Below are 15,921 nucleotides of genomic sequence, written 5' to 3' on the forward strand. Positions count from 1 at the left end.
GAGGAAGATTTCGTATGAGCCTGAATAAAACGATTACGACTGCCAGTGGCGCTCCTGTCGCTGATAACCAAAACTCCCGGTCCGCAGGCCCGCGTGGCCCACTGTTACTCGACGATTTTCACCTGATCGAGAAACTTGCACACTTCAATCGCGAGAATATCCCGGAGCGCCGCGTGCACGCGAAAGGCTCGGGTGCTCACGGTACTTTCACGGTCAATCGCGACATCACTCAGTACACCAGCGCTAAATTGTTTGAGTCCGTGGGCAAGCAGACTCCAATTTTCATGCGCTTCTCTACCGTCGGTGGTGAGCGTGGTTCGGCAGACACCGAGCGCGACCCGCGTGGTTTTTCGATCAAGTTCTATACCGAAGAAGGCAACTGGGACATCGTCGGGAACAACACGCCCGTTTTCTTTATCCGTGACCCACTTAAATTCCCTGACTTCATTCACACCCAAAAACGGTTGCCCCAATCCAACCTGAAAAGCGCGCAAATGATGTGGGACTTCTGGTCGCACTCGCCCGAGGCGCTGCACCAGGTCACGATCCTGTTTTCGGACCGTGGCATTCCGGATGGCTACCGTCACATGCACGGCTTCGGCAGTCACACATACAGCCTGATCAGCGCGACGGGTGAGCGTCATTGGGTCAAATGGCACTACAAGACTAAGCAAGGTATCAAGAACCTGGCACCTGCTGATGCCGCGCGCCTGGCAGGTACTGACCCGGATTACTCCCAGCGCGATCTGTTCTCCGCGATCGAGAAGGGTGACTTCCCGAAATGGCGGGTGTGCATCCAGATCATGACTGAGACTCAGGTGGCCGCCCATCACGAGAACCCGTTTGACGTGACCAAAACCTGGTCGCAGAAAGAGTACCCGCTGATTGAGGTCGGCGAATTGGAGCTGAACCGTAACCCGCAGAACTACTTCGCCGAAGTCGAACAGGCCGCGTTTGCGCCAAGTAATAGGGTGCCTGGTGTTGGTTTGTCGCCTGATCGCATGCTGCAAGGGCGTGTCTTTGCTTACGCTGACGCACAGCGCTATCGGGTCGGTACCAACCACCAGCAATTGCCGATCAATGCGCCAAAGAGCCCGGTTAACAGCTATCAGCGTGATGGCGCCATGAGCTTTGGCAGCAATGGTGGTGGAACGCCTAACTACGAACCCAACAGCTACGCTGACGCCCCTAAGCAGGCCCCGCGTTATGCTGAGCCCGGGTTGGCGCTGAGCGGTGAGGCCACACGTTACGATCATCGTCAGGACGGTGACTACTTCAGCCACGCGGGTGCGCTCTTCAACCTGATGGACGATGCACAGAAAGCACTCTTGATCGGCAACATCGCCGGCGCGATGGCCGGTGTGACGGCTGATGTCGTGCAACGTCAGCTGCAATACTTCTACAAGGCCGATCCTGCGTACGGCGAAGGCGTCGCCAAAGCCCTTGGTGTGCAACTGAACCAGGTCTAAGTTGAAGCGATATACAGAACCGCCCTCAAGGGGGCGGCTTTTCGCATTTGATTGTTCGGCTTTCGCCGTGTTTTCACATTTTCTGGCTTTTTGTGAAGTGACCTCCCCGGCGGGTTGGTTCAAACTACGGCCTTTCAAGCAGGGAGATGAGGGCGATGCAAGGTCACCCGGATGTAATCGATTACCTCAATACGCTGCTGACGGGGGAGCTGTCAGCCCGCGATCAATATTTTATTCATTCGCGGATGTACGAGGACTGGGGCTTCAGCAAGCTCTACGAGCGTATCAACCACGAAATGGAAGAAGAGACCCAGCACGCCGATGCCTTGATGCGCCGGATCCTGATGCTCGAAGGCACGCCGCGCATGCGTCCCGATGATCTGGACATAGGCACCACGGTCCCTGAGATGCTCGCCAGCGATTTGCGCCTTGAGTACAAGGTGCGTGCCGCGCTTTGCAAGGGAATTGAGCTCTGCGAGCTGCACAAGGATTACGTAACCCGCGAAATCCTGCGCATTCAGTTGGCCGATACCGAAGAAGATCACACGTACTGGCTGGAACAGCAGTTCGGCCTGATCAAGTTGATCGGTCTGGAGAATTACCTGCAATCGCAGTTCTGATTCCCGCACCACAGCCATAAAAAAGCCCTGCCGCAGAAAAAATGCGGCAGGGCTTTTTCGTTAGCGCACCGGCTAGACTGCGTCGGCTTTATCCCGAAGCAGCAGCGGTTTGAGGTAGTGGCCGGTGTAAGACTGCTTCATCTCTGCGACTTCCTCCGGGGTACCGCAGGCGATGATCTGGCCGCCCTTGGAACCGCCTTCCGGACCCAGGTCCACCAACCAGTCAGCGGTCTTGATCACATCCAGGTTGTGCTCGATCACCACTACGGTATTCCCGTGATCGCGCAGACGATGCAGCACGTCGAGCAACTGCTGAATATCGGCGAAGTGCAAACCGGTGGTCGGCTCATCGAGGATGTACAGCGTCTTGCCCGTATCACGCTTGGACAACTCGCGTGACAGCTTGACCCGCTGCGCCTCGCCGCCCGACAGCGTGGTCGCGGACTGCCCCAGCTTGATGTACGACAGCCCAACATCCATCAGCGTTTGCAGTTTGCGCGCCAGTGCAGGTACGGCATCGAAGAACACCCGAGCTTCCTCGATGGTCATCTCCAGCACTTCGTGGATGTTCTTGCTCTTGTATTTGATTTCCAGCGTTTCGCGGTTATAGCGCTTGCTCTTGCACACATCGCAAGGCACGTAGATGTCCGGCAGAAAGTGCATCTCGACCTTGATCAGACCATCGCCCTGGCACGCCTCACAACGGCCGCCCTTCACGTTGAACGAGAAACGTCCCGGGCCGTACCCGCGTGAGCGCGACTCTGGAACACCGGAAAACAACTCGCGAATAGGTGTGAACAACCCGGTATACGTTGCCGGATTGGAGCGCGGGGTTCGACCGATGGGGCTTTGGTCGATATCGACGACTTTATCCAGGTGCTGAAGGCCATCGATGCTGTCGTGCGCCGCGGCTTCTAGCGTGGTTGCGCCATTCAGGGCCGTGGCGCTGAGCGGGAACAGTGTGTTGTTGATCAGCGTCGACTTGCCCGAGCCGGAAACACCGGTCACGCAGGTCAGCAGACCGATCGGGATTTCCAGATCGACATTGCGCAAGTTGTTGCCACGCGCGCCCTTGAGGGTCAGGTTCAGCTTCTTGTCGCGTGGCGTGCGCTTGGCCGGTACTTCAATCTTCACCCGGCCTGACAGGTATTTGCCGGTCAGTGAATCAGGATGCGCCATGACTTCGGCCGGCGTGCCTTGCGCAACGATGTGCCCGCCATGAATACCGGCACCAGGGCCGATGTCCACCACGTAGTCAGCCAGGCGAATAGCATCTTCGTCATGCTCGACCACGATCACCGTATTGCCGATGTCACGCAGATGCTTGAGCGTGCCCAGCAGCCGGTCGTTGTCCCGTTGATGCAAGCCAATGGACGGTTCGTCTAGGATATACAGGACCCCGACGAGGCCCGCGCCGATCTGGCTGGCCAAGCGAATACGTTGGGCTTCACCGCCAGACAAGGTATCTGCACTGCGGTCCAGGGACAGATAATCCAGGCCGACGTTGACCAGGAACTGCAGGCGCTCGCGAATTTCCTTGAGGATCTTGTCGGCAATTTCACCGCGCCGTCCGGTTAGCTTCAGCGTGCTGAAATACTCGGTAGCATCGCCGATGGGCAGACTGGTCACGGCCGGCAGGGTTTTTTCGCCTACCCAGACATGCCGCGCCTCACGACGCAGACGGGTGCCACGGCAATCCGGGCAGGGCTGAGTGCTGAGGAACTTGGCCAGCTCTTCGCGCACTGTGGCCGACTCGGTCTCGCGATAGCGCCGCTCGAGATTGGGCACGATGCCTTCGAACGGATGCGCACGCTTGACGATGTCGCCGCGATCATTGAGATAGCGGAAGTCGACGTTCTGCGTGCCGCTGCCATTCAGGAGGATTTTCTGCTGATCGGCGGGCAACTCGTTGAACGGCACTTCGAGGCTGAACCCGTAGTGGCTCGCGAGAGAGCCGAGCATCTGGAAGTAATAGACGTTGCGCCGGTCCCAGCCACGAATCGCGCCTTCGGCCAGCGTCAACTCGCCATTGACCAGACGCTTGATGTCGAAAAACTGCTTCACACCCAGGCCGTCGCAGGTCGGGCACGCGCCAGCCGGGTTATTGAAGGAGAACAGCTTGGGCTCCAGCTCGCTGATGGCGTGTCCACAGATCGGGCAGGCAAACCGTGCGGAGAAAATCATTTCCTCGCCCGGCTCGTCATCCATCGGCGCGACCCAGGCGATACCGTCAGCCAGTTTCAGCGCGGTTTCGAAGGACTCGGCCAGACGCTGCTGCATGTCTTCACGAACCTTGAACCGGTCAACCACCACGTCGATGGAGTGCTTCTTCTGTTTATCCAGCTTGGGCAGTTCATCGAGTTCACATAGCCTGCCGTTGACCCGTGCGCGGACGAAGCCTTGAGCGCGCAGCTCTTCGAAGATCGCCAGGTGCTCGCCTTTGCGCTCGCGAACCACAGGCGCCAGGAGCATCAGTTTGCTGCCTTCAGGTTGCGCCAGTACCAGGTCGACCATCTGGCTGACGGTCTGCGCTTCCAGCGGAATATCGTGGTCCGGGCAGCGAGGCTGGCCGACACGCGCATACAGCAGGCGCAGGTAATCGTAGATTTCGGTGATCGTGCCCACCGTCGAACGCGGGTTGTGCGACGTGGATTTCTGTTCGATAGAAATCGCCGGCGACAGCCCTTCGATCGTATCGACGTCCGGCTTTTCCATCATCGACAGAAACTGCCGAGCGTACGCGGAAAGCGACTCGACATAGCGCCGCTGCCCTTCGGCGTAAAGCGTATCGAAGGCTAGCGACGATTTACCAGAACCGGAAAGACCGGTAATGACGATCAATTTGTCGCGTGGCAGGGTCAGGTCAATGTTCTTCAGGTTGTGGGTTCGCGCCCCACGTATCAGGATCTTGTCCACTGCGGCCTCGCTTGGCGGGCTTAAACACGGGAGTATACGGCTCCATACCATTACGCGGCAAAGCGTCGCGTATGTGCTCTACATCGATGGGACTGGTAGAATCGCTGCCGGTTCACACGAGGTTTTTCCATGCACGATCCCCTTAGCGAACGCATGAGTGGCAGCGAGACCCGCGCAGCAAGCGGTCTGGCGCTGGTGTTCGCCTTCCGTATGCTTGGCATGTTTATGGTTTTGCCGGTGCTGGCCACCTATGGCATGGACCTGGCGGGCGCGTCTCCTGCGCTCATCGGTCTGGCTATCGGCGCTTATGGCCTGACCCAAGCGGTGCTGCAGATTCCATTCGGGATGATTTCCGACCGGATCGGTCGGCGGCCAGTAATTTATCTGGGCTTGATCATCTTTGCTCTTGGCAGCTTGCTGGCGGCCAATGCGGACTCGATCTGGGGCGTGATCGCCGGACGGATCCTGCAAGGGGCTGGCGCCATCTCGGCGGCGGTGATGGCGTTGCTCTCGGACCTTACCCGCGAACAGCACCGCACCAAAGCGATGGCCATGATCGGCATGACCATCGGTCTCTCCTTTGCGGTTGCCATGGTCGTCGGCCCCTTGCTGACCCGCGCGTTCGGCCTGTCGGGGCTGTTTCTGGCCACGGGCGGGATGGCGCTGGTAGGGATTCTGATCGTCGCCTTCATGGTGCCGAAGTCGACCGGACCACTGCAGCATCGCGAATCGGGCGTTGCACGTCAGGCGTTGGGCCCGACCTTGCGTCATCCCGACTTGCTGCGCCTGGATTTAGGTATCTTTGTGTTGCACGCGATGCTCATGTCCAGCTTCGTTGCCTTGCCTCTGGCGTTGGTCGAAAAAGCCGGTTTGCCCAAGGAACAGCACTGGTGGGTCTACCTGACCGCGTTGCTGATTTCGTTCTTTGCGATGATCCCGTTCATCATTTATGGTGAAAAGAAGCGCCAGATGAAACGTGTATTGCTCGGGGCGGTCAGCGTGCTGCTGCTGACTGAGCTATTCTTCTGGGCATTCGGCGATACGTTGCGGGCTTTGGTGATCGGGACGGTGGTGTTCTTCACCGCGTTCAACTTGCTTGAGGCCTCGTTGCCGTCGTTGATCAGTAAAGTGTCACCGGCAGGCGGAAAAGGCACGGCGATGGGGGTTTACTCCACCAGCCAGTTCCTCGGTTCGGCGGCTGGCGGCATTCTTGGCGGCTGGTTATTTCAGCACGGTGGATTGAGCATTGTGTTCCTCGGCGGGGCTGGCCTGTGTGCCATATGGCTCGCCTTTGCTGTTACTATGCGCGAACCACCGTACGTGACGAGCCTGCGTGTGCCGTTGACGCCAGAAGCACAGCGCGAAGCCGGCCTGATTGAGCGTTTGATGGCCGTCACCGGAGTAACAGATGCAGTGGTGGTGGCTGATGAAGCTGCCATCTATATCAAATTAGACACCGAACTATTGGATCGCACGTCCCTTGAGCGCTTGGTCAACGACCCGGCGCCGACAGCGTGCGAAGCCTAGGAGAACGTTATGGCCCGTGGGGTTAACAAAGTCATATTGGTCGGTACATGCGGCCAGGATCCCGAAGTTCGCTACTTGCCTAACGGTAACGCCGTGACCAACCTGAGTCTGGCGACCAGCGAACAGTGGACCGATAAACAAACCGGTCAGAAGGTCGAAAAGACTGAATGGCACCGTGTTTCGATGTTCGGCAAGGTTGCTGAAATCGCCGGCGAATACCTGCGCAAAGGTTCGCAGGTGTACATCGAAGGCAAGCTGCAAACCCGCGAGTGGGAAAAAGACGGTATCAAGCGCTACACCACTGAAATCGTCGTCGACATGCAAGGCACCATGCAACTGCTGGGCGGCCGTCCACAAGGCGAAGGCGCTCCACAGGGTCAAGGCGGCATGTCCAACTCCGCGCCGCGCCCTCAACAGTCGCGTCCGCAGCAGTCCCAACCGCAATCCCAACCGCAATCCCAGCCACAACGCGAATCGCGTCCTGCGCCACAGCAGCAGGCCGCACCGCAACCGGCTCCGGATTTCGACAGCTTTGATGACGATATTCCGTTCTAGGATATAGCTCCTCAGCTGTAAAAAAGGCCCGTAGCGTCCAACGCTACGGGCCTTTTGGTTTGTGCGTAGCCCATGTCTGCGATTCATTGACCTCCATCTACCGGTGGGAGCCGCCCTACTCGAATAGGTTTCGGTTTGGTTTTCTGGATGACTGAGTTATACGGTTACTTAAAGTACTGCGCCACTTACTGCACAAGTTGTTAATTGCTAATTATGTCAACATGGATTGATGGATGGTTCATGTGGGAATACTCCTGGAAATTATTTTTAATAATTAGATGTGCCGCTATAAACCAGCCATTTGCTATGATTTTCTTTTTTTAGGCGGCGGTTGGAAATGGAGTGGGCAAGAGGTGGCCTAATTAAGGTTCGTGTTTCTGAGTTTCCAGGATATTTTGAAGTAAAGGGTTTTGAACGGAACTACCTTGACTATTTTGATCGTGCCTGTTGTCCGTGGCGTTTTTTGTACGCTATCGGCTTTGTAATTATTGCTTTTGGTTTGACAGGCTTCTTTGTAAGCCCTACCGCTATCATTTTTGATTCAAAGCTCAGCACAATGATTTCGCATCTGATCAGCCTCAATCGTGGGTCCATGATTGAGGCTGGCATTCTATGTATGGTGTGTGCCGCCCTGCTGGACGAATGGGCCAACCAGAGTCTGCTTTCACCAAAATTATACTTCGACAAACATTATCGGCTTGAGATGTCTGACACATCAGTTGCCGTGTTGACGACAAAAATACTTTATCAGAAGGGTGACAGATTCTACGTATGTTCAGAACGGGAACTCAAGGCGGCTATACGTGCCGTACAAGGAGCGGGTTGAATACGAGGCGCAGTGATGAGTAATGGTTTTTCTCCGGCTGAGTGTTCTATGAGTATGTTGAGTTATTAGGTGAGGATGATCCCGCTGTCATCGGAAGTGAGGTTGTATAGAACTTAGTGACGTGTAGGCGCGCGCTTGCTCGTGATAAATCGGCTCTGCCCGGTGCGATAGTGAATTCACTACTTTTCCGACTCTGTTAGCCGATCGCGGCGGGACGCATAGTTGCAAGCGCGCTCTTACATGGTGTTGCTCTCTACCGCTCGATCGTCCGGCTCCAGCGCGCATTCCATTCCGGGCGTTGCTGATTAACCTGATCCCAATCAATCGAGATGGCCGTCTCCAGGTAGGCGTTCATCGCTGCGACCTGGCTGCGGGTTTTATCGGTGGTTGGGGTTTTTGGGTTGGAGGGGATTTGGTCGCCTTCTTCCAGTGCCGGGGCCTGCGCTTCCGGGCTCAGGAGGTAGGCGGCGAGTTTTTGCGCGAGCTCGGGCTGGTTGTTGTTGGCGATGGTGCATTCGGCGACGTTGAGTACCACCGCACCTTCTTTGGGTTGTGCGTATTCAACCGGCACGCCGAGCAGTTTCAGGGTGGAGACCTGGGTCGGTGTCAGGGGGAAGAGGGCGGCTTCGTCGGTTTGCACCATTTCGGAAATCTTCGCTGAGCTGGCGATGTATTCCAGTACGTTGGGGCCGACGGTTTTCGGCCAGGCCTTGAAGCCCGGTTCGACGTTGGTTTCGCTGCCGCCCTGGATACGGTTGAACATCAAGAAGCCGTGCAGGCCATAGGTCGACGAAGCCAGGGACTGGAAGACTACTTTGTCCTTGTAACGACTGTCGGCCATGTCCATCCACGAGGTGGGAGCGCTCCAGCCTTTCTCCTTGAACATTCGTGTGTTGTAGGCGAGGCCGGTGACGCCCAGGGTTACTGCTGCGGCTTCTTCCTTGATCCGAGCCTTGGCCGGAATGTCTGCCAGCGCCGCGCTTGGCTGCAGCTTGCCGCACAGGCCCATGGAGATGGCGCGGTACATGATGCCGTCGTCGAGGAACATGACGTGTAGTTGCGGGTTGTCCTTGCTGGCCTGGACCTTGGCCAGAATGTCAGAAGAGGTGCCGGGTACGATCACCACCTTGACGTTATTGGCCTTCTCAAAAGCCGGCAAAACCTTGTCGGCATAGACGCGTTCCATGGTGCCGCCGTTCATGCCCAGATACAGCGTCGGTTCGGCATGCGCCGGTGCCGTGAGCAGCAGGCTGGCCAAGGGTAGACAAGACAGGGCGATACGTTTGACGTTCTTCATTGAAGTGACCTTCCTCTAGGCAATTGAATGACGGTCCCCGCGTGCAGCGACCGGTTTGGCGTAAACGCGGCGGGTTGAAAGCGGCTGATGGAAAACGCTGTGATGGGTTGTGTTGTGCCGCCGGTACAGACCAACTCGGCCAAGGCTTCACCCACTGCCGGGCCGATTTGGAAACCGGCACCGGCAAAGCCGAAGCCATGCAGCAAGCCGGGTTGAGTGGTGCTGGCGCCGATCACCGGTTCGCGATCGGGCAGATAACCTTCGGTGCCACTCCAGGTACGAATCGCCTGAGCGCCTGTCAAAAAGGGGTACAGCTCGGCGGCGTTGCGCAGGATATCCAGCACGGCGGCCTGTCCAGGGCGAGCCGACTCCGGGCCTAACGCGAACCCCTGGCCGCCGCCCAGTACGCAATTCCCGCGTGCGACCTGGCGCGCATAAATCCCGCCGCCTTCCACGCCGGTACTCACATCCATGACCATGGGCAATGGCTCGGTGACGAGCATCGCCGGATGCCCTGACTGCATCGACACCGGTTCGCCGAACTTGGCGGCGAGGGTGCCAGCCCACGCACCCGCACAGTTGAGCAGCCATGGTGCGCGGACCGTTAAACCCTTGGCGCTACGCACCTGAAACATCTGCCCATCGTGCGCGACGTCGATGACGTTGGCCTGCTCGAACACTTGCGCGCCCAAGCGTTGCGCGGCGCGGGCAAAGGCCGGAGAGACGAGTCGTGGGTTGGCGTGGCCGTCATCGGGGCACAGCGAGGCACCGACTGCCACATCGCCGACCCAGGGGAAGCGTGCTCGCAACTCGGCACGGTCGAGCAGTTGCAGGCCGAGGCCAAAGCCTTGGCTGTCCTCGGCGTAGGCCTGCAGCGCGGCCATGTCTTCATGGCTGCGGGCGAGCTTGAGATGCCCTGAGCGCACGTACTCCCCGTCGATGCCGATCAGTTCATGCAAGCGGCCCCAGATCTGGTGGGCGCGTTGGGACAATGGCAATTGGCTCAGCGGTCGACCCTGACGGCGCACACCGCCGTAGTTCACACCACTGGAATGTGAGCCACAAAAGTCACGCTCCAGCAGTGCCACGCGCTTGCCCATGCGGACGAGCATCAAGGCTGCCGACGCACCGACAATGCCGCCGCCGAGAATCACCACATCGGTTTCGATCACTGCGCTCATGGCTCGATCTCCACGCCGAACGGTAACGGCTTGATCGGTGCCTGACCGCGCAGCCGACCGATACTGTCCAGCGCCCGGCCGCTGCGTTGGGCGACGATTTCTGCCGCTGCCGCGCCGCACATTCGGCCCTGACACCGGCCCATACCAACCCTGCAATGGGCCTTGACCCGGTTGAGTTCCCAATGACCCTCATCGACCACTGTCCGCACGTCGCCGACCGAGACCTCTTCGCAGCGACACAGGATCAATTCATCGGGCGCTTCAGCGGCCCAATGTGTTGGGAAGGGGAACGCTGTTTCCAGACCATGCCGAAAGCGTTCGATGGCCGCGAGTTTGTGTTCCAGATGTGTACCGCGCGCGCTGTCGACGTTGTGTCCGCTGTCTTCGAGCAGCGCCAGGGCGGCACGCTCTCCGGCCATTTCTGCGGCGTCAGCGCCCATGATGCCGGCACCGTCGCCCGCCAGGTATACCCCTTCAACACTGCTGCGCCCGGCACTGTCGCGACGTGGCAACCAGGCACGGTTCAATGCGCTCCAGAGGAATTCGCAGGCCAGTAGATCGGCCAGTTGCGTCTCGCTGCGCAACGCGTGGGCGAACGCGATGGCATCACACTCCAGGCGTTGTTGGCGCTTACCTTTGTGCCAGAGCGCAGCACTGACCCGTTGTTCGCCGTCAATGCGTTCAAGTGTTGCGCCCTGATGCACCGGGATACCGTGAGCGGTCAACCAACTGCGGTAATACAGGCCCTTGGCCAAGGTGCCGGGCTGACCGATCAAAGCAGGCAATGCTTGGCATTGGGCGCTGAAGGGGGCGCTGTCGAGCACTGCCACGACCTTGGCGCCAGCCTTGGCGTATTGATACGCGACCAGATACAGCAGGGGGCCGCTGCCACAAAAGGCCACTCGCTCACCGATGGCGCAGCCCTGATATTTCAAGGCGATCTGTGCGGCGCCCAGGGTGTATACCCCCGGCAAGGTCCAGCCCGGCACCGGTAGAACGCGGTCGGTGGCGCCAGTGGCGACGATGATTCGTGAGTACTCCAATCCGCTGGCGTGTCCATTGTGCAGGGTATCCAGGCGGCCGTTTTCGGCATTCCACACCAGTGTTTCAGGGCGGTAGTCGATCTGCGCTGCCAGCTCATCCATGGTGCGATGGACCGCGTCGGCTTTCGAGGCCTCGAAGCCGTACACTTGCTGTGCCGAACGCTGAAAATTCGCGGGTTGGCGCCGATAAATCTGCCCGCCACCGCGCGGGGCTTCGTCCACCAGGCAAGGCTTGACCCCATGGGCCAGCAGGGTTTGCGCGGCCCGAATCCCTGCCGGGCCGGCACCGACAATGACCACCTTATGTTCGCTCATGGCCTGCGCCCTGGTTCACGGCTGACGTCTTGGCCTGCTTCGAGCAAGGTTGAGCAGGCGCGCACGCGGCGGCCGTCGCCCAGGCGTACCCAGCAATCCTGGCACGCACCCATCATGCAGAAGCCCGCGCGCGGTTCGGCACTGAAGTCGCTGCCGCGCACGTGCTCGGCACAGGTCAATACGGCGATCAACAGGGTGTCTCCCTGCAAGCCATTGGCCGGCTGACCGTCGAGGGTAAAAGCCAGGCGTGGACGATCAAGTTCGGCCAGTCGTTTGAACAACGCCATCTCAGTGCCCCCCCTCAATGTTTACCGACCAGAACCCGGTCCAGGCCATAGACCCTGTCGAGCAGAATCATGGTGCCTGCGGTCAGGGCGATGACCAGCGCCGAGACAGCTGCCATCATTGGGTCGATGGATTCGGTGGCGTACACATACATGCGCACCGGCAGCGTTTGGGTCGCGGGTGAGCTGACGAAGATCGACAGGGTGACCTCGTCGAAACTGTTGATGAACGCCAGCAGCCAGCCGCCAGCTACCCCCGGCAGAATCATCGGCAAGGTGATCTGACGAAACAGGGTAAGGCGGCTGGCGCCAAGGGATTCGGCGGCCTGCTCGGCGCTACGATCAATCCCGATGGCTGCGGCGATCACCAGGCGCAACACGTACGGGGTGATGATCACAACGTGAGCCAGCATCAGCCAGAAGAAGCTGCCGTTGACCCCCATCAGTGCGAACAGACGCAGCATCGCCACGCCCAGTACCAAGTGCGGAATGATGATCGGCGAGAGGAACAGTCCGTTGAAAAAATCGCGGCCGGGGAATTTATAGCGGGTGATCGCCAGCGCGGCTGGTACCGCAATCAAGGTCGCCAGAGTCGCGGCGACGAAGGCCAGGATCAGGCTGTTGTAGAACGCGTGGATAAAGTCTGCGCGTTCGAATACCGCCCTGAACCAGCGCAGAGAGAAACCGGAAGTCGGCAGGCTCAGGGTGTTCTCTGGAGTGAAGGCCACCAGGCATACCACCACCAGCGGCGCCATCATGAACAGCACCACCAGCGTATGAAATCCCAGAGACAGAGGACCATTTTTAGACATGCCTTATTCCCCCAACGTTTTTTTATAGCGACCTTCGACCATGCGGTTCCAGCTCAGCATGATCAGCAGGTTGGCTAACAGCAGCACCACGGCGATGGTCGCGCCCATGGGCCAGTTCAGCTCCGAGAGGTATTGGTCATAGACCACTGTGGCAACCATTTTCAGCCGTCGTCCGCCGAGCAGGCCGGGGATGGCGAACGAACTGGCCGACAGGCCAAACACGATCAGGGTCCCCGAAAGCACGCCGGGCATCACCTGGGGCAACACCACCAAACGCATGACCTTGGCCTGACTGGCACCGAGGGACAGCGCCGCCTGTTCGGCGGCCGGGTCGAGTTTTTGCAGCGAGGTCCAGATCGGAATGATCATGAAGGGCAGCATCACATGCACCAGGGCGATGACCACTGCGAACGGCGTATAGAGCAGTTTCACCGGACGCCCGCCGAGCGCTTGAATGGCCTGATTGACCAAGCCATCGGCACCGAGCAACAGGCTCCAGCCGAAAGCCCGTACCACCACTGAAATAAGGAGGGGGGTCAGGATCAGGATCAGAAAAATCGAGCGCCACGGGGTGCCCATGCGGCTGAGAATATAGGCCTCGGGCACGCCAATCAGCACACACAGCAGGGTCACCAGCGCGCTGATCCAGAACGTGCGAAAGAAGATCTCGTAGAAGTACGAATCGCTGAACAGGTCGATGTAGTGGGAGAGGGTGTAGGCGTCGTTTTTCACGCCGAGCTGGTAATCAAAAACGTTGAATGACAGCACCAGTGTCAGGCACAGCGGCAGGATCAACAGGCACACGAACAGCGCCATCGCGGGTGTCGACAACAAATAGCCGCGTCCGCCCCGGCGCATGGCCGCGAGGGTGCTCATGCATGCACCTCGTCGGCAGCCAGTACGCGCAACAGTTCGGCCTGCCAGTCGAGCCCGACGGCGGTGCCTTCGACCAGCGGCGCGCTGCCGTCGTTGCGGCGCACTACGGTCAATTCGCCCAAGGCGGTTTCAATGCGATACAGCCATTGGCTGCCCAGAAAGTAGCGGACCAGGACGCGCCCCTGCAGACGGCCGTTGCCGGCGTCCAGCATGTCGATTTTTTCCGGGCGCAGGCTCAGGGTCAGTGCGCCGTCGCCGCTGCTATGGCGTACTTGCGGGCAACCTGCGTCATCGAAGTCGCCTGCGAGCATGTTGGCCTTGCCGACAAAGCCGGAAATGAAACGCGTGCGAGGGTGTTCATAGAGCTTGTACGGCTCGTCGATCTGGGTCACTCGCCCGGCCTGCATCACCACCACGCGATCACTGATCGACAGTGCTTCGGCTTGATCATGGGTCACCATCAAGGTGGTGATCCCGACTTCGCACTGAATGCGGCGGATTTCGAACTGCATCTCTTCACGCAGGTTGGCGTCGAGGTTGGACAGCGGTTCATCGAGCAACAACACCGGTGGCTCGATTACCAGAGCGCGGGCCAGGGCCACGCGCTGGCGCTGACCACCGGACAGTTCTCGGGGATAGCGTTCGGTATGTGGGGCCAGGCGCACCAAGTCCAATACCGTGGCCACCCGCCGGGCGATATCCGCGGCCGGGACTTTGCGCATGCGCAGGCCGAATGCAACGTTGTCGCGCACGGTCATGTGCGGGAACAGTGCATAGCTCTGGAACACGACCCCCAGGCCACGGCTGCTCGGTTTGGCGTCGGTGATGTCCCGGCCGTCCAGGACGATGCGCCCGGCGGTGGCGTCGACGAAACCCGCGATCATTTGCAGGGTGGTGGTCTTGCCGCAACCGGAAGGGCCGAGCAGAGAAACGAATTCGCCTTTTTCCACCGCCAGATGTGTGGCGACGACGGCGTCGATTGCACCGTAGCGTTTGCTGAGACCTTCGAGCTGGAGAAAAGCCATGTCTGCGTTCCACCTGTATTTATAGGGCGCGTCGAAACACGCTTTTTTGTAATGGGCAGATGCGAAGGGATGCTGCGGGTGCGCTGGCGCTCGATCTGAGTCGGCTGCCAAATATTGTTCGATTCGCCCCTGTGGACTCAGATTAGGACGAAGCCTAGGATGGACGAAAGAGCGAATTTCACTGAAAGGAGTATTTTTTCACTTTCATTCAGTGAGCAGATTTCTATGAAGGATTTTGATAAATGAATTCCACTGATCGGAATGAAGAGGTGAAAGAAGTGGGCGTCGGTGGCGTCTCAAGGCTCTTCGCCGTGCTGCGTATGCTCGGCACGGCCCCGGACGGTGGTGAGCGGGTGACCCAATTGGCGCAGCAGGTCGGATTGTCGCAACCGACCACGCATCGTCTGCTGCGCAGCCTTATGGAAGAAGGCATGGTCGAGCAGGATAGGCGCAGCAAGCGCTACCGCCTGAGTCTGGAGTTCTTTGCCTTGGCCGCCCGCGCGGGGAATACCGGCAACCTGCGTGATCTGGTCAGGCCCTCCATGCTCCGGCTCAGTGCTTCGTTGGGCGATTCGCTATTTTTGCTGGCGCGCAGTGGCTTCGATGCGATCTGTCTGGATCGCAGCGAAGGGCCGTATCCGATTCGCACGTTTACCGGTGACATTGGCGGGCGCGTGGCCTTGGGAGTGGGTCAGGGCAGCCTGGCGATTCTGGCGTATCTGCCTGAAGAAGAGCGCGAGACTGTGATCCGCTACAACCTGCCCAGGCTCAAGGACTTCCACCTGTATGACGAGGTGTTCCTGCGTTCGGAGGTGGAGAGTGTTCGTCGCCTGGGTTATGCGGCTCGCAACACCGGGGCGTTGCCTGGCATGGCCGGTCTGGCCGTGCCCATTCTGAACCGCGATGGGCATGCCGTGGCCGCGCTCAGCGTGGCGACACTCAGCGAGCGGTTGGGGCCGGACCGGTTGCCAACGGTCGTGGAGTTGCTCAAGCGCGAGGCATCAGCCATCGGGCCGAAGATCAACCCGTTCGACCCGACCCTGCGCAGTCCTTCGCAAGTATTCGGTGGCTGACCCGTTCGCGGATCCTCGTGAAGGCCGCAGGTCTTGGGTCGCCACGGCACATCCCGAAAATCAGGAATAACCCCGCGATTTTATTTCGCTTGTGACGCGTAA

At 59.1% G+C, this 15,921-nt stretch carries 14 protein-coding genes; 6 read left to right on the forward strand and 8 right to left on the reverse strand.

The features are described from left to right. The first annotated feature begins 14 nt into the window (after positions 1-14). A complete protein-coding gene (locus ACVBEG_RS00270; RefSeq protein WP_322218246.1) occupies positions 15-1,469 on the forward strand; it encodes a catalase in 1,455 nt (484 codons plus the stop codon). Positions 1,470-1,624: 155 nt separating this feature from the next. Beyond that, the gene (bfr, locus tag ACVBEG_RS00275; RefSeq protein WP_322182350.1) at positions 1,625-2,089 is read left to right on the forward strand and encodes a bacterioferritin; all 465 of its coding nucleotides are present in this window, start codon (positions 1,625-1,627) and stop codon (positions 2,087-2,089) included. 72 nt (positions 2,090-2,161) lie between these two features. Here the strand turns inward: bfr and uvrA are convergent, their stop codons facing one another. Then, positions 2,162-5,005 carry an excinuclease ABC subunit UvrA gene (uvrA, locus tag ACVBEG_RS00280; protein ID WP_322182348.1) on the reverse strand — a complete coding sequence of 948 codons (2,844 nt, stop codon included), beginning with the start codon at positions 5,003-5,005 and terminating at the stop codon, positions 2,162-2,164. Between the two features lie 129 nt (positions 5,006-5,134). On the opposite strand from uvrA, the gene ACVBEG_RS00285 reads away from it, so the two are divergent. The 3 genes from ACVBEG_RS00285 (at position 5,135) to ACVBEG_RS00295 (ending at position 7,913) form a co-directional block, all read left to right on the forward strand. Further along, complete coding sequence (locus ACVBEG_RS00285) at positions 5,135-6,532, forward strand: MFS transporter (protein ID WP_322182345.1); 1,398 nt, start codon at positions 5,135-5,137, stop codon at positions 6,530-6,532. A gap of 9 nt (positions 6,533-6,541) precedes the next feature. Further along, entirely contained in the window at positions 6,542-7,087 is a 546-nt protein-coding gene (locus ACVBEG_RS00290; RefSeq protein ID WP_322182343.1) for a single-stranded DNA-binding protein, read from the forward strand. Positions 7,088-7,424: 337 nt separating this feature from the next. Continuing rightward, positions 7,425-7,913: a hypothetical protein gene (locus tag ACVBEG_RS00295; protein WP_322182341.1), complete on the forward strand. Its 489-nt coding sequence runs from the start codon at positions 7,425-7,427 to the stop codon at positions 7,911-7,913. A 253-nt stretch (positions 7,914-8,166) separates the two neighbouring features. Here ACVBEG_RS00295 and ACVBEG_RS00300 read toward each other — a convergent pair whose 3' ends face one another. Genes ACVBEG_RS00300 through ACVBEG_RS00330 form a run of 7 tightly spaced genes read right to left on the reverse strand, consistent with a single transcriptional unit; the run spans position 8,167 to position 14,746 of the window. Next, complete coding sequence (locus ACVBEG_RS00300) at positions 8,167-9,210, reverse strand: ABC transporter substrate-binding protein (RefSeq protein ID WP_322182339.1); 1,044 nt, start codon at positions 9,208-9,210, stop codon at positions 8,167-8,169. Then, positions 9,207-10,391, reverse strand: coding sequence for an NAD(P)/FAD-dependent oxidoreductase (locus tag ACVBEG_RS00305; RefSeq protein ID WP_322218242.1), 1,185 nt, complete (start codon positions 10,389-10,391; stop codon positions 9,207-9,209). Before ACVBEG_RS00305 ends, ACVBEG_RS00300 begins: the two co-directional genes overlap by 4 nt. After that, entirely contained in the window at positions 10,388-11,749 is a 1,362-nt protein-coding gene (locus tag ACVBEG_RS00310) for an FAD/NAD(P)-dependent oxidoreductase (protein ID WP_322182335.1), read from the reverse strand. The genes ACVBEG_RS00305 and ACVBEG_RS00310 overlap by 4 nt, the downstream gene beginning before the upstream one ends. Beyond that, on the reverse strand, positions 11,746-12,036 hold the full coding sequence (locus tag ACVBEG_RS00315; RefSeq protein ID WP_447107263.1) for a (2Fe-2S)-binding protein: 291 nt from the start codon (positions 12,034-12,036) through the stop codon (positions 11,746-11,748). Before ACVBEG_RS00315 ends, ACVBEG_RS00310 begins: the two co-directional genes overlap by 4 nt. 14 nt (positions 12,037-12,050) lie before the next feature. Continuing rightward, the gene (locus tag ACVBEG_RS00320) at positions 12,051-12,845 is read right to left on the reverse strand and encodes an ABC transporter permease (protein ID WP_322182328.1); all 795 of its coding nucleotides are present in this window, start codon (positions 12,843-12,845) and stop codon (positions 12,051-12,053) included. A gap of 3 nt (positions 12,846-12,848) precedes the next feature. Then, a complete protein-coding gene (locus tag ACVBEG_RS00325) occupies positions 12,849-13,721 on the reverse strand; it encodes an ABC transporter permease (RefSeq protein WP_322182326.1) in 873 nt (290 codons plus the stop codon). Further along, positions 13,718-14,746, reverse strand: coding sequence for an ABC transporter ATP-binding protein (locus ACVBEG_RS00330; protein ID WP_322182324.1), 1,029 nt, complete (start codon positions 14,744-14,746; stop codon positions 13,718-13,720). Before ACVBEG_RS00330 ends, ACVBEG_RS00325 begins: the two co-directional genes overlap by 4 nt. A gap of 242 nt (positions 14,747-14,988) precedes the next feature. Between ACVBEG_RS00330 and ACVBEG_RS00335 the strand changes: the two genes are divergently transcribed. Next, a complete protein-coding gene (locus ACVBEG_RS00335; protein ID WP_323566473.1) occupies positions 14,989-15,819 on the forward strand; it encodes an IclR family transcriptional regulator in 831 nt (276 codons plus the stop codon). The last annotated feature ends 102 nt before the right edge of the window (positions 15,820-15,921 follow it).

Source organism: Pseudomonas sp. GG8 (genome assembly GCF_052976945.1).